The organism is Sinorhizobium sp. KGO-5 (assembly GCF_036245905.1).
Lineage (GTDB): Bacteria > Pseudomonadota > Alphaproteobacteria > Rhizobiales > Rhizobiaceae > Sinorhizobium > Sinorhizobium meliloti_A.
In genome coordinates, this window is record NZ_BDIZ01000001.1 from 1,670,550 (window position 1) to 1,688,394 (window position 17,845).

The following is a 17,845-nucleotide window of genomic DNA, read 5'->3' on the forward strand; positions in this document are numbered from 1 at the left end:
GGGAGCGAATGCGGTAAAACAATGCACTGGCCGGTCTGCTGCCAGCGTCAGCGTTTCGCAAGAATGCGAGCTACGTCGACGGCAAAGTAGCTGAGGATACCGTCGCAACCGGCACGCTTGAAGGCGAGCAGCGTCTCAAGCATCACCCGCTCCCCGTCGATCCAGCCATTGGCGGCGGCAGCCTTGATCTGCGCGTATTCGCCGGAAACCTGATAGGCGAAGACGGGCAGGCCGAAGGCTTCCTTCATCCGCCAACAGATATCGAGATAGGGCAGGCCGGGCTTCACCATCAGCATGTCCGCGCCTTCCTCCACATCGAGTGCCGCATCGCGGATCGCCTCCGTGCCGTTCGACGGATCGATGTAATAGGTCTTCTTGTCGCCCTGGAGCAGACCGCCCGTGCCGATCGCCTCTCGATAAGGGCCATAGAAGGCGGAGGCGAATTTCGTCGCATAGGACATGATCCCGACATTCTGGTGGCCGGCAGCGTCGAGCGCCTCGCGGATCGCGCCGATCCGCCCGTCCATCATGTCGGAGGGCGCGATGATGTCGGAGCCGGCGTCGGCCTGAATGACCGCCGCCCTGGCGATCGCCTCCACCGTCTCGTCGTTGACGATCTCGCCGCCCCGCAGGATGCCGTCGTGCCCGTGGCTGGTGAACGGATCGAGCGCGACATCGGTGATGATCCCGATGTCGGGTACGGCCTTTTTGATCGCTCGCGTCGCCTGATTGATCAGATTGTCGGCGTTGAGGCTGTCGGACCCGGTCTCGTCGCGAAGCGCCATTTCGATATTGGGGAAGGTGGCGATAGCCGGGATGCCGAGGCCGGCCGCCTCCTTCGCCGCTTCGACTGCCTTGTCGACGCTCATGCGGTTGACGCCCGGCATCGCAGCGATCGGCTCGGCGATGCCGCTGCCGGGCACGACGAAGATCGGCCAGATCAGGTCGTCCACCGTCAGTCGGTTCTCCCGGACCAGCCGGCGCGTCCAATCCGCCTTGCGGTTGCGGCGCATGCGGCGGTGTCCGGTGATCCTGTCCACAAGATTTGTCCTGTCGTTCATCGCGCCGCGTCCCTCTTTCCTGATCGTGCGTGAAGGCGGTTTATCACGCGCTTTCAGGGGTTGAAAACCCGCATAGCCAGCCATTGGCCTGCGGCATTTCTTCCGCCCGTCGAGTACATCGCGGCGCATTCCCGTCCTTCGCGCTGGTGGTTCGCAGACGCCCGGCCTATCTTGCCGGCCATGCTTCATGATTCTGTTCACGTGCCGAAACCGTCGCTCACCGAGGTGCTCTTCGCCTGGTTCCTGCGCCTGGTCGGTGCGTCCTGCTTCTGGTTCGCATTGAGCTATTGGGCCATGCTGATCGGCTTTTCCCATAGCGGCGCCGGCCGTTTCGATCTTCTGTCGCCGGAGTGGCGCGCGGCCGCCACGGCCCTTGCAGTCGTCTACCCGGTTGCCGCCATTGGGCTCTGGCTTCTGGTCTCCTGGGGGCCGGTCGTCTGGGTGGTTGCCGCCGCGACGGAGATCGCCATGGACAAGTTCTATCCCGGCATCCTCGGCCACCGTCCGTTGCTGATCGTGCTCCACGGATCCGTCGCCGTCACTTTCGTGCTTTTCCGCGCCGCGCTGCTCTATCAGCGGCTGCGCCAGGTGCGGAAGGTAAGGGTTGATTCACCCTGAGACAGGCTCGGTCGGCGGTAAGTTCATGTTAAGGCTGCGGTTTAAGTAGAATTTTATACGTATTCGATAGGGTCTCACTCAAGGCGGGAAGACAAAGAGACACCGCCAAACGAAACAGTGAGGCACGAAAATGAACACCAAGATGAAGCCGCAGGTTGTTGCGCCCAGAGACCCGCAGGAAGAAACCATCCGTGGTCTCTACATGGAATCCCTCCACCTCGTCGAGCGCCTGCATCGCCGCCTGCTCGACGTCATCAAGGACGAGTTCGACCGTCAGGGACGCAGCGACGTCAATGCCGTCCAGGCTCTGCTCCTGTTCAACATCGGCAACTCCGAACTGACCGCCGGCGAACTTCGCTCCCGCGGTTACTATCTGGGCTCGAACGTTTCCTACAACGTCAAGAAACTCGTCGATCTCGGCCTGATCAACCACCAACGCTCGCGTGTCGACCGCCGTTCGGTTCGCATCAGCCTCACGGAAGACGGGCAGGAGATCGCCGAAACCGTCGCCAAGCTTTATGAGCGCCACATCGGTTCGATCCAGAAGGTCGGCGGGATCGGCAGCGACGAGTTCACCCAGATGAATAAGCTCCTGCAGCGTCTCGACCGCTTCTGGAACGATCAAATCCTCTATCGCCTTTAATCGGGCATACCCCTCCATTCTCAAGGGTCGGGCGCAATCCCTGCGTGTCCGACCTTTGCTGCCTTTTGCGCCATGGAGTTGCAGCGCCACGCCCCGCCGACGGCGCGGAGACACGAATTGGCCATATTGCTGTGACAGCGACGCTGGGTGCGGCAGATGCGCAATCGCGTCCATGTGACGGAAGTCGGTTGCGCGGCTCGCCTGCCGGGGCGGCTCTTGTTCGCGGGAACGTGAAGCGATTTGAGGGCCGGGTGGCACGCGGGTTTACCTTTGTTAACCATAGCCGTGCTAATGCATGTCGCCCAGAAGCGCAGATCGGTTTTGGGACGCGACTTGCATGAATGCAAAGACGTAAAGCGCATCGCGTAATGCGCTTTAGGGCTCGGGCAGCGCGCTTCTGGCGCATTGAGACGGTGGGACTATGTCGAAAAAGAACGGAATTGATGCTTTCTCGCGCCGCGCATTTCTGCGCTCGGCCGCAACCTTCGGTGCCGCCGCATGGGCAGGCGCCGCCGGCGCCCAGGATGCGCTGAACGAAATCATCAATTCGCCGCGCCGCGGCTCCTGGGACGACCAGTTCGATGCGAAGGCTTCGCGCACGGCCACTGCGGTCCTCTCCAACACGCCGGTCTTCGGCCCTGAAACGATCGCACATTTGCAGCAGGCGATCTTCGATTATCAGCAGATCGCATCCGCCGGAGGCTGGCCGATGGTCACGCCTGCGAGCACCCAAAGGCTCGAAATCGGCGTTACCGATCCTTCCGTCCAGCAGTTGCGTCAGCGCCTGATGATCTCCGGCGATCTGCCGCAGTCTGCCGGCATTTCCTCTTCCTTCGACTCCTACGTCGACGGCGCGGTCAAGCGCTTCCAGGCGCGCCACGGCCTTCCGGCCGACGGCGTGATCGGCGAATATTCCCTGAAGGCCATGAACGTCGACGCCTCGACCCGGCTCGCCCAGCTCGAAACAAACCTCGTACGGCTCCAGTCGATGTCCGGCGACCTCGGACGGCGCTACGTCATGGTCAACATCCCTGCTGCCTATATCGAAGCAGTGGAGAACGGCCGAGTCGCGTTGCGCCATACGGCCATCGTCGGCAAGATCGACCGCCAGTCGCCGATCCTCAATTCAAAGATCTACGAGGTCATCCTCAACCCCTACTGGACGGCGCCGCGCTCGATCATCCAGAAGGATATCATGCCGCTGATGCGCAAGGATCCGACCTATCTCGAGCGCAACGCGATCCGCCTTCTCGACGGCAACGGCAACGAAGTGTCGCCGGAAACCATCGACTGGCAGGCCGAGAAGGCGCCGAACCTGATGTTCCGCCAGGACCCCGGCAAGATCAACGCGATGTCCTCGACGAAGATCAACTTCCACAACGAGCACGCCGTCTACATGCACGACACGCCACAGCAGGGCCTGTTCAACAAGCTAATGCGCTTCGAATCGTCCGGCTGCGTGCGCGTCCAGAACGTGCGCGACCTCTCCACCTGGCTGCTCAAGGAAACGCCCGGCTGGGCGCGTCAGCAGATCGAGGCGACGATCAAATCCGGCGTCAACACGCCGATCAAGCTTGCCGAAGAGGTCCCGGTCTACTTCACCTATATAACCGCCTGGTCGGCAAAAGACCGTGTCGTCCAGTTCCGCGACGATATCTACCAGCGCGACGGTGCGGCCGAACTCGCGCTGCAAACGACGACGGGGATCGAGCAATCTGCCGGTCCCATCGACGCAGACGCCCTGCCGCAATAAGCAGAGAAGCCGCATTCCTCATCACAGGCCGCGCGTTCCACGAACGCGCGGCTTTTTCAATTGGAGACGGCTGTGCGAACCCGGCGCGGCGGATGGCGGAAATGACGCAATCCGCATAGCGGATATTGCTCTCCGCGTGCGAGGAAGCTAAAGAACAGCCACCCTTCAGAGGAGCCTCGAGCCGATGCTTTCACAGACCAACGACGCTTTCTTCACCCGCTCTCTCGCCGACAGCGATCCGGAGATCTTCGGTGCGATCGAGAAGGAGCTGGGTCGCCAGCGCCATGAGATCGAGCTGATCGCCTCCGAGAACATCGTTTCACGGGCCGTGCTCGAGGCGCAGGGCTCGATAATGACCAACAAATATGCCGAGGGTTACCCGGGCAAGCGCTATTACGGCGGCTGCCAGTATGTCGATATCGCCGAGGAACTCGCGATCGAGCGTGCCAAGAAGCTCTTCGGCGTCAACTTCGCCAACGTTCAGCCGAATTCGGGCTCGCAGATGAACCAGGCGGTCTTCCTGGCGCTGCTGCAGCCGGGCGACACCTTCATGGGCCTCGACCTCAATTCCGGCGGCCACCTGACGCATGGGTCCCCGGTGAACATGTCGGGCAAATGGTTCAACGTCGTTTCCTACGGCGTGCGTCAAGACGATCACCTTCTCGACATGGACGAGGTGGCCAAGAAGGCGCGCGAGCAAAAGCCGAAGCTGATCATCGCCGGCGGAACGGCCTATTCCCGCATATGGGACTGGAAGCGCTTCCGCGAGATCGCCGACGAGGTGGGCGCGTGGCTGATGGTCGACATGGCGCACATTGCCGGCCTCGTGGCCGGTGGCCAGCATCCGTCGCCGTTCCCGCATTGCCATGTTGCGACGACCACCACGCACAAGTCCCTGCGCGGACCTCGCGGCGGCATGATCCTTACCAATGACGAGGAAATCGCCAAGAAGATCAATTCCGCGGTCTTCCCCGGTCTCCAAGGTGGTCCGCTGATGCACGTGATTGCCGCCAAGGCAGTCGCGCTTGGCGAGGCGCTGCAGCCCTCCTTCAAGGATTATGCGGCCCAGGTCGTCAAGAACGCCCGCACCCTTGCCGAAACCTTGAAGGCCAACGGACTCGACATCGTCTCGGGCGGTACCGACAACCACCTGATGCTGGTCGACCTGCGCAAGAAGAACGCGACCGGCAAGCGTGCCGAAGCTGCTCTCGGCCGTGCCTACGTCACCTGCAACAAGAACGGCATTCCCTTCGACCCCGAAAAGCCCTTCGTCACCTCCGGCGTGCGCCTCGGTGCACCGGCCGGTACGACGCGCGGCTTCAAGGAGGCGGAGTTCAAGGAGATCGGCGAACTGATCGTCGAGGTGCTCGACGGTCTCAAGGTCGTCAATTCCGACGAGGGCAATGCCGCAGTCGAGGCTGGCGTGCGCGAGAAGGTGATCAAGCTCACCGACCGCTTCCCGATGTACGGCTATATGTGATCGGACGGCTGCATGCGCTGCCCCTATTGCGGTTCCGAAGACAGTCAGGTGAAGGATTCCCGTCCGGCAGAGGACGGGAACGCCATTCGCCGCCGCCGCATCTGCCCGGATTGCGGCGGCCGCTTCACGACCTTCGAGCGGGTGCAGCTGCGTGAGCTGATGATCATCAAGAAGACCGGTCGGAAGGTTCCTTTCGACCGGGATAAGCTGCTGCGCTCCTTCGAGATCGCGCTTCGCAAGCGCCCGGTGGATCGCGACCGGATCGAACGGGCGGTGTCGGGCATCGTCCGCCGGCTCGAAAGCTCGGGCGAAACCGAAATTCCCTCGGAGGAAATCGGCCTTCAGGTGCTCGAGGCGTTGAAGAGCCTCGACGACGTTGCCTTCGTGCGCTACGCGTCTGTCTATCGCGATTTCTCCCATGCGGAAGATTTCGAAAAGGTGATTGCCGAGATAAGCGCCAAGATTGCCCGCGATCCGGGCGAATAGGCCGGAGACCACGGGGTATGGGCGAGCCGACACGTGAAGACGAACGTTTCATGGCGGCGGCGCTGCGGCTTGCAAGACGCAATCTCGGCCTGACTTCCACCAATCCCTCGGTCGGCTGCATCATTGTCAACGAAGGGACGATCGTCGGCCGAGCCGTGACCGCTTCGGGCGGGCGGCCGCATGCGGAAACACAGGCGCTTGCGGAGGCCGGCGAACAGGCGAGGGGAGCGACCGCCTATGTCACCCTCGAACCCTGTTCGCATCATGGCAAGACCCCGCCCTGCGCGGAGGCGCTGATCGCTTCGGGGATCGCCCGCGTCGTCGTTTCCATCCTCGATCCCGACGAACGCGTCGCCGGCCGCGGGGTGGTGATGCTGCGCGACGCGGGGATTGCCGTCGACATCGGCACGCTCCACGAAGAGGGCGGGCGCGTGCTCGAGGCCTACCTCATGCGTCAGCAGAAGAAACGTCCGCATGTGACTCTGAAACTTGCGGTTTCCGCCGATGGCATGATCGGCCGGAAAGGCGAGGGGCAGGTGAGGATTTCCGGTGCCGTCGCTCGCGCTCAGGTGCAGATATTGCGAGCCGAGACGGACGCGATTCTTGTGGGTATCGGTACGGCCGTTGCCGACGATCCGCAACTCACGGTGCGGATCCCGGGACTGGAGGAGCGCTCTCCGATCCGTATCGTGCTCGACCGCCGGCTCGATCTGCCGCTCGACTCGAAATTGGTCCGCACGGCGCGCGACGTTCCGCTGATTGTGGTTGCGGGTGATGCAGGATTCCCTTCTCCCCGCATATGGGGAGAAGGTGCCCGAAGGGTGGATGAGGGGCAGCCAGGCAGCGCGCTGATGCCTCTCTCTGCGCTCGCGGAGAGAGAGGTCGATTACGACGCCAGGCGAGCTGGCCTCGAAGCGGCAGGAGCCGAGCTGCTGAACGCCGATACCATCCCCGACCTACTGGCCGCACTTGCGTCCCGGGGCATCTCCTCCCTGCTCGTGGAGGGTGGGGCCCGGGCGGCGCGTTCGTTTCTCGATGCGGATCTGGTGGACCGAATCCTGCTCTTCACCTGCCCGCCGGCGATTGGCGAAGGCGGCATTCCATCCCCATTTCAGAGGACGTCGGTGCCGGAGGGCTTCTCGCTTCGCCGCACGGCGCGTTACGGCGACGATCTGTTCGAGGACTATGAGAGAGAAAGCTGAATGTTCACAGGCATCATCACCGATATCGGCACGGTCGAGAAAGCTTCACCCCTCAAGGAAGGCATCAAGCTTCGTGTCGCCACCAATTACGACCCTCAGACCATCGATCTGGGCGCCTCCATCGCGCATGCCGGCATCTGCCTGACCGTCACGTCACTGCCGGAAGCGGGCAGCAACGAGCGCTGGTTCGAGGTCGAGGCATGGGAGGAAGCGCTGAGGCTGACGACGATCGCCGACTGGCGGGAGGGGACGCGCATCAATCTCGAGCGCTCGCTGAAGATCGGCGACGAACTGGGCGGCCACATCGTGTCCGGCCATGTCGACGGCAAGGCGGAGATCCTCGCGGTCGAAGCGGAGGGGGAGGCGGTGCGCTTCCGCCTCAGGGCACCCGAACATCTCGCGAAATTCGTCGCCCCCAAGGGCTCGGTGGCGCTCGACGGAACGTCGCTCACCGTGAACAAGGTGGATGGTGTCGAGTTCGACGTATTGCTGATCCGTCATTCGCTCGAAGTGACGACCTGGGGCGAACGCAAGTCCGGTGATCTCGTCAATTTCGAGGTGGACACGATGGCGCGCTACGCGGCGCGATTGGCGGAATTCCCGGCTCCCAAGGACGAGTAACGTCCGGCCGAAAGAAATCGCTCGTCAAAAAAGTCCGCCCCCGAAATGGGGGCGGACGAGTTTGTCGGGCAGCCGGCCGAAAACATCAGCGCAGATAGATCGTCAGTCCGCCATCGGCCGCCTGCGTCGCCGCGGCGACGTTGTCGATTTCGACATTGCGTGCCCTGAGCGAAGCGAGCAGCGGTCTGTTGGCTTCGACGGCGGCTCGCAATGCGGCGCGCTGCCCCGGTGTCGCCTCGTCGACCCGCATACGGGTCTGATTCAGACGGCTCAACGTGTCGACATCGACGACGCGGAAATTGTCGCCCTTGAAGGTGCGCACGGTCTGGTCGATCCGGTCAGGCCAGTTCATTTCGACGCTCGCCGCCTGGGAGATGCCGGCGAAGGTAAGGGCGGAGAGGGTGGCGATGACGGAGATTTTCGCAATGCTGTTCATTGTCATGCTCCTTTGGTTTTGCGGCTGCCCCCGGTGACGATCGGTCCGTAGATCTGCCACGGCCGTTTTGCTTCTCTGAGGCGCAGCCTGCAGGCCAGCACGGGTCGTTTACGGGTGATGTCACCCGCAGCGAAGAAAGCTGGACCGTTTCGACTGGTTGGTACTGCGCCTTGTTCGCGTCCGACTGGGATCTCGCGCCGTGCCAACGGTCATGAAAGTGGACCGGAATGTGGCCGTTTCGGTGGCGTAAACGGCTGAAAATAATTAAGAATTGTTCATCTTCCGCTTCTGCGATCCGCGCGGCGCCGTAGGAAGCTTTCCTGGAAGTGCTTTAACGCCTGTTGAGAATGGGCCACCGCGGCCGCTTGTTTGATTTCCTCATTCCTGTGCTTGTCACAGGAATCCAGCCAGACCAAGTCCTTGGGCTGAAAGAACGCTTCCCGCGCCGCGGACGCGGCGCTGCTCTCATCCCTGTGACGAGCACAGGGATGAGGAAGAGGAGAGGTTGCAGTCCTTCGAAAAGCTTCCTTCAGCGGGCGGAAAACCCCACATACTCTTTCCCGGTCTAAGCTTCCGATCCCTTCGGCCGCCTTTCGAACATGACCATCGGCCGGCCGTTATAGGTCGTGCGCCAGAATTCCTTGAAACCGTGTTTCAGGGCGACATTGATCGAAGCCTGGTTGCCCGGTTCGATGATGCAGGTCTTCCTCAGCACGGGAAACTGACGGTCGGCCCAGGCGAGGGCGGCGGTCACGGCTTCCGTCGCCAGTCCGCGGCCGTGGTTTTTCGGTGAAATCGCCCAGCCCGTCTCCATCGTTCCCTCCAGCGTGGGCGTGATCTGGCGATGCGCTTCGTGGAAGCCGGCCTCTCCGATAAAGGCGCCGCTTTGCTTGTCCTGGATCGCGAAGAAGCCGAAGCCGAAGTAGTGCCACATGCCGACCTGGCGCAGGAATCGCGTCCAGGACTGTTCGCGCGTGTACGGCACGCCGCCGGTATAGCGGGTCACTTCCTCGTCGCCGAAGAGTGCGCAATAGGAAGGAAAGTCGTCGCGCCGGTAGGGGCGCAGGAATAGCCGCTCGGTCTCGATCGTGGGGACGCTGTGCATTGTCGCTCCGCTTGTTCTGACAGGGGAAGGAGTAGAGTTCTCAGAAGCCCGGTTCACCGTCCCAATAGTCGGCCGCCGAGGGCGCGCGGCCGATGAAGTCGAACGACGCCTGGCTTTCGCCGGGACGCCGGGTCCGGGCAAGGAACTTGCCGGAGTCCGGATATTCGCAGATTTCGGTCGCTGCGATGGTGGAAATGGACAGGTATTTGAGCGGCACGGTGCCGGTATTGATGAGGTGATGCGCGGTCTCCTGACCGCCAGCGGGGGCTCCGAGTATGTCACCTGGTCCGACCGCATGGCGTTCGCTGCCGAAACGGTAGGTACCTTGCCCCTCGAGGATAATGAACAGCTCTTCTTCGACGTGGTGGTTATGGAATGGACACCCGGATTTGCCGGGCGGAACCTCGCCGTAGCCTATACCGATATCCTTGAGGCCGAGAAGCGACCCGAAAGAGACATCGCTGGATTCGAAGAACGAGCCACGGCGCCAGTGGTCGAGCTTCAGGTTCTTCGGATTGACGATGGGCTTTTGCGCGTCCGTCATCGCAGTCGTCCTCCTGGTCGCGTCGCATGCCCGGCTCGACCTCGCGGAATCGGTCTGGGCGCGCTTAAGGATTAGAGACAGTTGGCGCCGTTACAAGCGGGTTTGCTGTTCGGCTCCACCAATATCGAAGATCGCGGTACGGCAAATGCCCTTCGGTTAACGGAATTTACTTGCCATTCCGTGCCGGGCATGGTTTGACCGCCGCCTGCACCGGCCAAGTCCGGTCCGAATTTTTCAAGACAGGTGATCCATGGCGAAGATCAAGCCCGTCCACATCCTGATTGTGGAAGCGCGTTTCTATGACGATATGGCCGACGCGCTCCTCGATGGAGCGAAACATGCGCTGGATGCGGCCGGCGCCACTTATGATATTGTGACGGTTCCGGGGGCGCTGGAAATTCCCGCGGCGATCGCCATGGCGCTCGACGGCGCCGACGAAGGCGGGGCGGAATATGACGGCTTCGTTGCGCTCGGCATGGTGATCCGCGGCGAAACCTACCATTTCGACATCGTCGCCAACGAGTCCGCGCGCGCGCTGATGGATCTCGCCGTCAGCGAGAGCCTGGCGCTCGGCAACGGCATTCTGACGGTCGAAAACGACGATCAGGCCTGGGCACGGGCCCGCCGTACGGAAGGCGACAAGGGCGGATTCGCCGCGCGCGCCGCCCTGACCATGATTGAACTGAAGCAAAGATTGGGCGCAGAGAAGTGACGAACACCCCTTCGGATCAGCCGCTGAAACAGGTCAACCAGCGTGGCGCCGCGCGCCTTGCAGCCGTTCAGGCGCTTTATCAGATGGATGTCGGCGGGACCGGCGTCCTGGAGATCGTCGCCGAATACGAGGAACATCGCCTCGGCAAGGAACTGGACGGTGACACCTATCTCAGGGCAGACGCGTCCTGGTTTCGCTCGATCGTTGCGGGCGTCGTGCGCGACCAGCGCAAGCTCGATCCGTTGATCGGCTCGGCGCTTCAGGATGATTGGGCGCTTTCCCGGCTCGATTCCACCGTTCGCGCAATCCTGCGCGCCGGCACCTTCGAGATACTGGAGCGAAAGGACGTGCCGGTTCCGGTGATCGTGACCGAATATGTCGAGATCGCCAAGGCCTTCTTCCAGGACGAAGAGCCGAAGCTCGTCAACGCCGTCCTCGACCGGATCGCCAAACAAGTTCGCGGCGACCAGAGAAAGTAAGCGGATGGCCACCGAGCCGGCAGAAATCCGAACGGTCCTCCGCGAGGCTCGTCGCAACGTGCAGTTGCTTACCGTGGCGCAGGCACTCCTCGGCGTTGTCGGGCCGATCAGTTTTGCCGTCGGCGGGGTTGCCGGCCACCAGTTGCTCGGCGAAGACAAGTCGCTCGCGACGGCGCCGCTCACCGCCTACAATCTCGGCATGGCGCTCGGCGTCGTGCTCGTTGCGGTGTTGTCGCGACTCGTTGGCCGGCGCTTCGCCTTCATCGCCGGTGCGTCGATCGCTGCGCTCGGCGGCGTGCTCGCCACGGCTGCACTTTTCCGGGAGAGTTTCTGGTTCTTCGCCTGCGGCCTCGCCGTGCTCGGCGCTTCCAACGGCTTTACGCAGAAGCTCCGCTTTGCCGCAGCCGACGCTTCGCCCTCCTTCTACAAGGCCAAGGCGATTTCCTGGATTCTGGGAGGCGGCATCGTCTCGGCGATCCTCGGACCGCAGATCGTCATCTTCGCGGGCGATTACTTTGCGCCCGTGTGGTTCGCGGGCGCCTTCGTCGCTCTCGTACCGGTCTGCCTCGCCGCGCTCTTCTTCTTCGTGCCGCTACGGCTGCCGGACCACACATCGGCATCGACCCATCATGAGCAGCCTCCCGCGCGTCCGCTGCGCGAGATTGCGGGCAGCCAGCGTTTCATGACGGGAATGATCTGCGGGATTTCCAGCTATGTCCTGATGACCTTCATGATGACGGGCGCGCCCGTCGCCATGGTTGTCGGCTGCGGCTTTTCGAGCGATCTCGCGACGCTCGGAATCCAATGGCACGTGCTTGCGATGTTCGCTCCGAGTTTCGTCACGGGTTGGCTGATCAGCCGCTTCGGCGCCGAACGCATCGTCGCATGCGGTCTCCTCCTGCTGATGGCCTGCGCTGCCGTGGCTCACCTCGGCGTCGCACTCTGGAATTTCTGGGGCGCGTTGTCGCTGCTCGGCCTCGGCTGGAATTTCGGTTTCATCGGCTCCACGGCGATCGTCGCGCAGAGTTACCGGCCGCATGAGGCAGACAAGGTCCAGGGCTTTCACGACATCGTTCTCTTCTCAGCCGTCGCTTGTTCTTCCTTCGCTTCCGGCAAGGTGCTTTCCGCCTATGGTTGGGACATGCTGAGCGCGGTTGTCTGGCCAGTGGCCGGTTTTTGCCTTCTTCTCCTTCTCCCGCTCCTGCGCGCCGGCAAGCAAGCCACCGCCTGAAAGCCGGTTTATCCGAATGCTTCCCGGACCCCGAAAAAGGCCGGCATGCGGGCAATTTCAGGGGCTTGACGATCCACATCGGCAACAGCACTCTGGCCGCGCCGCGAAAACGCGTCGCTTGAGGAGGCGGCGTGTGATTCGCGGAGAGGGGCCTGCGGCAGGGATGAGCCCGCAGGTTGTAACGGAGGAAAGTGCGAAATGACCATATTGTTGGGCGTTATCGCATGCGGGTTGCTTTCGGTGGTCTACGCCATCTGGGCGACAAGGTCGGTGCTTGCCGCCGACCAGGGGAATGCCCGCATGCAAGAAATCGCAGGTTTTATCAGAGAGGGGGCGCAGGCCTACCTCACGCGTCAGTACACAACCATCGCCATCGTCGGTGTCGTCGTTTTCATCGCCGCATGGGTCCTGTTGTCGGGTGCAGCCGCCATCGGCTTCCTTATCGGTGCGGTGCTCTCGGGTGCCGCAGGCTTCATCGGCATGCATGTTTCGGTCAGGGCCAACGTCCGTACGGCCCAGGCCGCCTCGGTCAGCCTCGCCTCCGGTCTCGACATCGCATTCAAATCCGGTGCAATCACCGGCATGCTGGTGGCCGGCCTCGCCCTCCTGGGCGTCTCGGTCTACTATCTCATACTCACCGCAGGCCTGGGGCATGAGCCGGCCGCGCGCGAGGTCATCGATGCGCTTGTCGCGCTCGGCTTCGGGGCGTCGCTGATTTCGATCTTCGCCCGTCTCGGCGGCGGCATCTTCACGAAAGGCGCCGATGTCGGCGGCGACCTCGTCGGCAAGGTAGAAGCGGGTATCCCCGAGGACGATCCGCGCAATCCGGCGACGATCGCCGACAACGTCGGCGACAATGTCGGAGACTGCGCCGGCATGGCCGCCGACCTGTTCGAGACCTATGCGGTTTCCGTCGTGGCGACGATGGTGCTTGCATCGATCTTCTTCGCCGGGACCCCGATGCTCGCAACCGTCATGACTTATCCGCTGGCGATCTGCGCGGCCTGCATCATCACCTCGATCATCGGCACCTTCTTCGTCAAGCTCGGCGCAAACGCCTCGATCATGGGAGCGCTTTATCGCGGGCTGATCGTTACGGGCGCTCTGTCGATCCTCGGCCTTGGCGCGGCGACATCGCTGACGATCGGATGGGGTTCGATCGGAACGGTCGCGGGCATGGACATCACCGGCTGGAATCTGTTTCTCTGCGGCATCATCGGCCTTATCGTCACCGCGCTGATCGTCGTGATCACCGAATATTATACGGGGACGAACAAGCGGCCTGTGAACTCGATCGCGCAGGCCTCGGTCACGGGCCACGGCACCAACGTGATCCAGGGTCTCGCCGTGTCCCTCGAATCGACGGCCTTGCCGGCAATCGTCATCGTCGGCGGCATCATCGCGACCTACCAGTTCGCCGGCCTCTTCGGGACGGCCATCGCCGTGACCGCCATGCTCGGTCTTGCCGGCATGATCGTAGCGCTCGACGCCTTCGGCCCCGTGACCGACAATGCAGGCGGGATTGCCGAGATGTCGCATCTGCCGCCCGAGGTGCGCAAGTCGACCGACGCGTTGGACGCCGTCGGCAACACCACCAAGGCCGTGACGAAAGGTTATGCGATCGGTTCGGCGGGGCTTGGTGCCCTGGTACTCTTCGCGGCCTATTCCAACGACCTCGCCTATTTCGCCGCCAATGGCGACAAGCATCCCTATTTCGCCGACGTCGGGACGATCTCCTTCGATCTGTCCAATCCTTACGTCGTCGCCGGGCTGATCTTCGGCGGTCTCATCCCCTATCTCTTCGGCGGCATCGCAATGACCGCCGTCGGCCGTGCCGGGAGCGCCGTCGTCGAGGAGGTTCGTCGTCAGTTCAAGGAAAAGCCCGGCATCATGGAAGGCAAGGATCGGCCGGACTATGGCCGGGCCGTCGACATGCTGACGAAGGCGGCGATCCGCGAAATGATCATCCCGTCGCTGCTGCCGGTGCTGGCGCCCATCGTCGTTTATTTCGGCGTGCTGCTGATCTCCGGCTCGAAGGCGTCTGCCTTCGCGGCGCTCGGTGCCTCGCTCCTCGGCGTGATCGTCAACGGCCTTTTCGTGGCCATCTCGATGACGTCCGGCGGCGGTGCCTGGGACAATGCCAAGAAGAGCTTCGAAGACGGCTTCGTCGACCGCAACGGCACCCGCCACATGAAGGGATCCGAAGCGCACAAGGCCTCGGTGACGGGTGACACCGTCGGCGATCCCTACAAGGATACAGCCGGTCCGGCGGTCAACCCCGCGATCAAGATCACCAACATCGTGGCCCTTCTCCTGCTCGCCGTCCTGGCCTGACGCAGGCGTCTTGAAAAACAGAAGGCCCGCGGGACCTGGTCTCGCGGGCCTTTTTTGATCCGTTGCGGCTCGGTTACTTGCCGAAGTCCTTGAACAGGTTTCGCGCGGCGGCCTGTCCGGCGCCGGGGCCGCTCAGGAGCTGGCCGAGGAAGCTCGATTCCTTGCCGCCGGTCGGCGTCGTTCGCGACAGCATGTCGAAGACCTTCCCGTCCTTCAACGTGTAGTGCGCGAGCTGGCTGACGGTGCCTTCCTTGTCGAAATAGACGGCGAGGATGGACTGATCGATGATCTTCGGCTTCATGAAGGCGACCGGCCGTTTGCGGGTCTGGGAGATGTAGTAGAACACCTCATTGTCGAATGTCGCGGTGGTCGAAGGCGTGCCGAGCGAAAGCAGCACCTGCTCGCGGCTCGATCCGACCGGCACCAGTGCCAGCGTTTCCTGGTCGACGACATAGCCCTGATGCAGGACTTCACCCACATTCGCGGACATGCAGGCGGAAAGGGCGGTAGTACACAGGGAAGCCACGAGCACGGCACGGCCCAGGACTTTGAGGTTTGTCGTCAAATACCGCTTCGTCAAGGACTGCTCCCCTGGAGTAACGATTGGCAGATCGGCCATTGCAATTCGTGCCCGCTTCGGTAAACCAGCTTCGGCTATCATGCAACATGATCATGGGCGCTTGCCCCTGATTTCGAGAAAGCCAGCCGGCCTCTGTGATGATTTTTGGACTGTTCAAGAAAAAAAGCGGCAATATTGCGATTGTGAAGCGCCAATATGCGGCACTGACCGCGGCGGCGCGCCAACCGTTTCTCTATACCGACCTCGATGTGCCCGACACGGTCATGGGGCGCTTCGAGATGTTGTCGGCGATTCTGATCCTTTATTTCCGCCGCACGCGCAGCTCGGCGCGAGCCGGCCAGGAGATCGCGCAGGAGATTGTCGACGCCTTCTTCGAGGATGTCGACCATTCCATCCGCGAGCTCGGCGTCGGCGACATGAGCGTGCCGAAGAAGATGAAGAAACTTGCCGGCATGTTCTACGGCCGCCTCGAATCCTACGCGGCGGCCCTTGAAGGACGCGACGCCGGCGCACTGGCGGCCGCATTGCGGCGCAATTTTCACGCCGACGTAGAGGACGCGCCGTCCATGCAGGGCCTCGCCTCCTACCTCCTTGCGGTCGAGTCCGTACTCTCGGATACCACGGAAGAGGCCGTCGAGACGGGTCAGTTGCGCATCCCCCCGGCCGGAACGTAAAAGCGCCGCGATCGTTCGTCGATCAAATGGCAGCGCGCCGACCGCCGCCCTGCAGCGGTGCCGGCGCGAGGAAGGACCTGAACATGAAGCAAGAGAGCAAACCGGCATTCTCCTACCCGGTGAAGGTGGGGCATATTTCGGCAAATCCTGTGACCGTGCATATGTCGGCGAACGATGCCGAACTGCGGGCTCTTGCCGAGCTTTGGCGCGTGGAAGGCGTCTCTTCCCTTGCCGCCGACCTGCAGATTGCGCGCTGGAAAAAGGACGGTGTGAAGATCAAGGGCGAGGTTCGTGCGCATATCGTCCAGTCCTGCGTCGTGACGCTCGAGCCGGTCGAATCTGATATCCGCGAACCGGTGGAGGCGATCCTCGTACCCGAGGGATCACGTCTCGCGCGGCAGGCCGACGCCGACGGCGGCGAGATGATCGTCGATCCGGACGGACCCGACCTGCCAGATACCTTCACAGGCGATACGGTCGATGCCGGCGTGGTCGTCAGCGAGCACGTCGCGCTCGCCATCGATCCCTATCCGCGCAAGCCGGGCGCCGCTTTCGGCGAACGCATCGAAAGCTCCGCCGCGGACGACGAACGGCCGCACCCGTTCGCGGTGCTGAAGGACTGGAAAAAGGATTGAAACGGCTGAGCCCCGGCTTACAATTCGGTTGTCACGCCGACGAAAAGCAGTATTTTGGCCCGACTCCAGCCAAGGGGGCCGCTACGCCGAGACATTGCATGCCGGCCCCACTTCAGAAGGAACATGGATCGCCGCCGCTTGATGCTTGAGGGGCGAAACATGTTGCGTGGCGGGAAAAAAGGATAAGACACGCGTGGTCAGAATTTCACTTGACGTGATGGGAGGCGACTATGGTCCTGAAGTCGTCATCCCGGGCGCAGCGAGAGCGCTCGAACGTCACCCGGACATAAAGTTCGTTCTTTTTGGCCAGGAAGCGCGGTGCGTGGAACTGCTCGCCAAGCACCCGAAGCTCAAGGCGAGCAGCACGTTCCATGATTGCGAGATTGCCGTCGGCATGGACGAAAAGCCGAGCCAGGCGCTTCGGCGCGGACGCGGCAAATCGAGCATGTGGAAGGCTATCGACGCGATCAACGCCGGCGAAGCGGATGTGGTCGTCTCGGCCGGGAACACCGGCGCCCTGATGGCGATGTCGGTTTTCTGTCTGAGGACGATGCAGGGCATTCAGCGGCCGGCGATCGCCGCCATCTGGCCGACGCTGAAGGGCGAAAGCATCGTTCTCGACGTCGGCGCTACGATCGGCGCCGACGCGCAGCAACTCATGGATTTCGCCCTGATGGGCGGCGCAATGGCCCGGGCGCTCTTCGAAGTTGAGCGTCCTTCCGTCGGCCTTCTAAATGTCGGCGTGGAGGAGATCAAGGGCCAGGAAGAGGTAAAGGAGGCCGGGCGCCTGATCCGTGAGGCCGACGTCGAGGGGATCGAATATTACGGCTTCGTCGAAGGCGACGATATCGGCCGCGGCACCGTCGATGTCGTGGTGACCGAGGGCTTTTCCGGTAATATCGCGCTGAAGGCAGCAGAGGGGACGGCGCGTCAGATCGCCGAATATCTGCGCGCCGCGATGTCGCGCACGCTTCTTGCAAGGGTCGGCTATGTCTTCGCCAAGGGAGCCTTCGACCGGCTCCGCGAGAAGATGGATCCGCGAAAGGTCAATGGCGGGGTTTTCCTCGGTCTCAACGGCATCGTTATCAAGAGCCATGGTGGCGCGGATGCCGAGGGCTTCGCCGCGGCCATCGACGTCGGATACGATATGGTGAAGAACGGCCTGAAGGCGAAGATCGAGACCGATCTGGCACGGTATCATGGCGCCCAGCCGTCCGAAGCCCTTCCGCGGGCATGAATGATGAGGTTTGA

19 protein-coding genes are annotated in these 17,845 nt (G+C 62.5%); 14 read left to right on the top strand and 5 right to left on the bottom strand.

All coding sequences use genetic code 11. The features are described from left to right. Nucleotides 1-47: 47 nt before the first annotated feature. A complete protein-coding gene (hemB, locus tag BHD07_RS07895; protein ID WP_338278901.1) occupies nucleotides 48-1,061 on the bottom strand; it encodes a porphobilinogen synthase in 1,014 nt (337 codons plus the stop codon). 180 nt (nucleotides 1,062-1,241) lie between these two features. Here hemB and BHD07_RS07900 point away from each other — a divergent pair, with 180 nt between their 5' ends. From BHD07_RS07900 to BHD07_RS07930, 7 genes are all read left to right on the top strand, one after another. After that, nucleotides 1,242-1,679 (top strand): DUF6163 family protein, encoded by a 438-nt coding sequence (locus BHD07_RS07900; protein WP_033047253.1) that lies wholly within the window; start codon nucleotides 1,242-1,244, stop codon nucleotides 1,677-1,679. A gap of 130 nt (nucleotides 1,680-1,809) precedes the next feature. Next, nucleotides 1,810-2,322 carry a transcriptional regulator LdtR gene (gene ldtR, locus BHD07_RS07905; protein WP_018094721.1) on the top strand — a complete coding sequence of 171 codons (513 nt, stop codon included), beginning with the start codon at nucleotides 1,810-1,812 and terminating at the stop codon, nucleotides 2,320-2,322. A gap of 421 nt (nucleotides 2,323-2,743) precedes the next feature. Next, on the top strand, nucleotides 2,744-4,075 hold the full coding sequence (locus tag BHD07_RS07910) for a L,D-transpeptidase family protein (RefSeq protein ID WP_100672155.1): 1,332 nt from the start codon (nucleotides 2,744-2,746) through the stop codon (nucleotides 4,073-4,075). A 184-nt stretch (nucleotides 4,076-4,259) separates the two neighbouring features. Beyond that, nucleotides 4,260-5,555, top strand: a complete 1,296-nt coding sequence (glyA, locus tag BHD07_RS07915) for a serine hydroxymethyltransferase (RefSeq protein WP_338278905.1) — start codon at nucleotides 4,260-4,262, stop codon at nucleotides 5,553-5,555. A 12-nt stretch (nucleotides 5,556-5,567) separates the two neighbouring features. Continuing rightward, entirely contained in the window at nucleotides 5,568-6,041 is a 474-nt protein-coding gene (gene nrdR / locus BHD07_RS07920; RefSeq protein ID WP_003529310.1) for a transcriptional regulator NrdR, read from the top strand. A gap of 17 nt (nucleotides 6,042-6,058) precedes the next feature. After that, nucleotides 6,059-7,243 (top strand): bifunctional diaminohydroxyphosphoribosylaminopyrimidine deaminase/5-amino-6-(5-phosphoribosylamino)uracil reductase RibD, encoded by a 1,185-nt coding sequence (ribD, locus tag BHD07_RS07925; protein WP_338278914.1) that lies wholly within the window; start codon nucleotides 6,059-6,061, stop codon nucleotides 7,241-7,243. Then, nucleotides 7,244-7,864 carry a riboflavin synthase gene (locus BHD07_RS07930; RefSeq protein ID WP_275596482.1) on the top strand — a complete coding sequence of 207 codons (621 nt, stop codon included), beginning with the start codon at nucleotides 7,244-7,246 and terminating at the stop codon, nucleotides 7,862-7,864. Nucleotides 7,865-7,949: 85 nt separating this feature from the next. Here the strand turns inward: BHD07_RS07930 and BHD07_RS07935 are convergent, their stop codons facing one another. From BHD07_RS07935 to BHD07_RS07945, 3 genes are all read right to left on the bottom strand, one after another. Next, entirely contained in the window at nucleotides 7,950-8,300 is a 351-nt protein-coding gene (locus BHD07_RS07935; protein WP_018094726.1) for a hypothetical protein, read from the bottom strand. Nucleotides 8,301-8,865: 565 nt separating this feature from the next. Further along, nucleotides 8,866-9,405: a GNAT family N-acetyltransferase gene (locus BHD07_RS07940; RefSeq protein ID WP_338278916.1), complete on the bottom strand. Its 540-nt coding sequence runs from the start codon at nucleotides 9,403-9,405 to the stop codon at nucleotides 8,866-8,868. Nucleotides 9,406-9,445: 40 nt separating this feature from the next. Beyond that, the gene (locus BHD07_RS07945; protein ID WP_100672161.1) at nucleotides 9,446-9,949 is read right to left on the bottom strand and encodes a cupin domain-containing protein; all 504 of its coding nucleotides are present in this window, start codon (nucleotides 9,947-9,949) and stop codon (nucleotides 9,446-9,448) included. A 250-nt stretch (nucleotides 9,950-10,199) separates the two neighbouring features. Here BHD07_RS07945 and ribH point away from each other — a divergent pair, with 250 nt between their 5' ends. From ribH to BHD07_RS07965, 4 genes are all read left to right on the top strand, one after another. Then, nucleotides 10,200-10,661, top strand: a complete 462-nt coding sequence (gene ribH / locus BHD07_RS07950; protein ID WP_018094729.1) for a 6,7-dimethyl-8-ribityllumazine synthase — start codon at nucleotides 10,200-10,202, stop codon at nucleotides 10,659-10,661. Then, nucleotides 10,658-11,140: a transcription antitermination factor NusB gene (nusB, locus tag BHD07_RS07955; RefSeq protein ID WP_003529296.1), complete on the top strand. Its 483-nt coding sequence runs from the start codon at nucleotides 10,658-10,660 to the stop codon at nucleotides 11,138-11,140. The genes ribH and nusB overlap by 4 nt, the downstream gene beginning before the upstream one ends. A 4-nt stretch (nucleotides 11,141-11,144) precedes the next feature. Beyond that, nucleotides 11,145-12,371, top strand: coding sequence for an MFS transporter (locus BHD07_RS07960; protein WP_324763210.1), 1,227 nt, complete (start codon nucleotides 11,145-11,147; stop codon nucleotides 12,369-12,371). A 198-nt stretch (nucleotides 12,372-12,569) separates the two neighbouring features. Further along, the gene (locus BHD07_RS07965) at nucleotides 12,570-14,705 is read left to right on the top strand and encodes a sodium-translocating pyrophosphatase (protein WP_018094731.1); all 2,136 of its coding nucleotides are present in this window, start codon (nucleotides 12,570-12,572) and stop codon (nucleotides 14,703-14,705) included. A gap of 73 nt (nucleotides 14,706-14,778) precedes the next feature. Here the strand turns inward: BHD07_RS07965 and BHD07_RS07970 are convergent, their stop codons facing one another. After that, on the bottom strand, nucleotides 14,779-15,285 hold the full coding sequence (locus BHD07_RS07970; protein WP_018094732.1) for an outer membrane protein assembly factor BamE: 507 nt from the start codon (nucleotides 15,283-15,285) through the stop codon (nucleotides 14,779-14,781). A gap of 137 nt (nucleotides 15,286-15,422) precedes the next feature. Between BHD07_RS07970 and BHD07_RS07975 the strand changes: the two genes are divergently transcribed. From BHD07_RS07975 to plsX, 3 genes are all read left to right on the top strand, one after another. Further along, nucleotides 15,423-15,959, top strand: a complete 537-nt coding sequence (locus BHD07_RS07975; protein ID WP_100672164.1) for a ubiquinol-cytochrome C chaperone family protein — start codon at nucleotides 15,423-15,425, stop codon at nucleotides 15,957-15,959. Between the two features lie 83 nt (nucleotides 15,960-16,042). Further along, a complete protein-coding gene (locus BHD07_RS07980; protein WP_338278922.1) occupies nucleotides 16,043-16,594 on the top strand; it encodes a YceD family protein in 552 nt (183 codons plus the stop codon). A gap of 193 nt (nucleotides 16,595-16,787) precedes the next feature. Next, nucleotides 16,788-17,831, top strand: coding sequence for a phosphate acyltransferase PlsX (gene plsX, locus BHD07_RS07985; RefSeq protein ID WP_275596481.1), 1,044 nt, complete (start codon nucleotides 16,788-16,790; stop codon nucleotides 17,829-17,831). Nucleotides 17,832-17,845: the final 14 nt, after the last annotated feature.

Excerpts from the sequence above, each read along its gene's own strand:
- ldtR (WP_018094721.1), top strand. The coding sequence starts at position 1,810 with ATGAACACCAAGATGAAGCCGCAGGTTGTTGCGCCCAGAGACCCGCAG.
- BHD07_RS07900 (WP_033047253.1), top strand. The coding sequence starts at position 1,242 with ATGCTTCATGATTCTGTTCACGTGCCGAAACCGTCGCTCACCGAGGTG.
- BHD07_RS07945 (WP_100672161.1), bottom strand. The coding sequence starts at position 9,949 with ATGACGGACGCGCAAAAGCCCATCGTCAATCCGAAGAACCTGAAGCTC.
- ribH (WP_018094729.1), top strand. The coding sequence starts at position 10,200 with ATGGCGAAGATCAAGCCCGTCCACATCCTGATTGTGGAAGCGCGTTTC.
- glyA (WP_338278905.1), top strand. The coding sequence starts at position 4,260 with ATGCTTTCACAGACCAACGACGCTTTCTTCACCCGCTCTCTCGCCGAC.
- BHD07_RS07980 (WP_338278922.1), top strand. The coding sequence starts at position 16,043 with ATGAAGCAAGAGAGCAAACCGGCATTCTCCTACCCGGTGAAGGTGGGG.
- BHD07_RS07940 (WP_338278916.1), bottom strand. The coding sequence starts at position 9,405 with ATGCACAGCGTCCCCACGATCGAGACCGAGCGGCTATTCCTGCGCCCC.
- BHD07_RS07935 (WP_018094726.1), bottom strand. The coding sequence starts at position 8,300 with ATGAACAGCATTGCGAAAATCTCCGTCATCGCCACCCTCTCCGCCCTT.
- BHD07_RS07965 (WP_018094731.1), top strand. The coding sequence starts at position 12,570 with ATGACCATATTGTTGGGCGTTATCGCATGCGGGTTGCTTTCGGTGGTC.
- ribD (WP_338278914.1), top strand. The coding sequence starts at position 6,059 with ATGGGCGAGCCGACACGTGAAGACGAACGTTTCATGGCGGCGGCGCTG.
- BHD07_RS07960 (WP_324763210.1), top strand. The coding sequence starts at position 11,145 with ATGGCCACCGAGCCGGCAGAAATCCGAACGGTCCTCCGCGAGGCTCGT.
- hemB (WP_338278901.1), bottom strand. The coding sequence starts at position 1,061 with ATGAACGACAGGACAAATCTTGTGGACAGGATCACCGGACACCGCCGC.
- BHD07_RS07910 (WP_100672155.1), top strand. The coding sequence starts at position 2,744 with ATGTCGAAAAAGAACGGAATTGATGCTTTCTCGCGCCGCGCATTTCTG.
- BHD07_RS07975 (WP_100672164.1), top strand. The coding sequence starts at position 15,423 with ATGATTTTTGGACTGTTCAAGAAAAAAAGCGGCAATATTGCGATTGTG.
- nrdR (WP_003529310.1), top strand. The coding sequence starts at position 5,568 with ATGCGCTGCCCCTATTGCGGTTCCGAAGACAGTCAGGTGAAGGATTCC.
- BHD07_RS07930 (WP_275596482.1), top strand. The coding sequence starts at position 7,244 with ATGTTCACAGGCATCATCACCGATATCGGCACGGTCGAGAAAGCTTCA.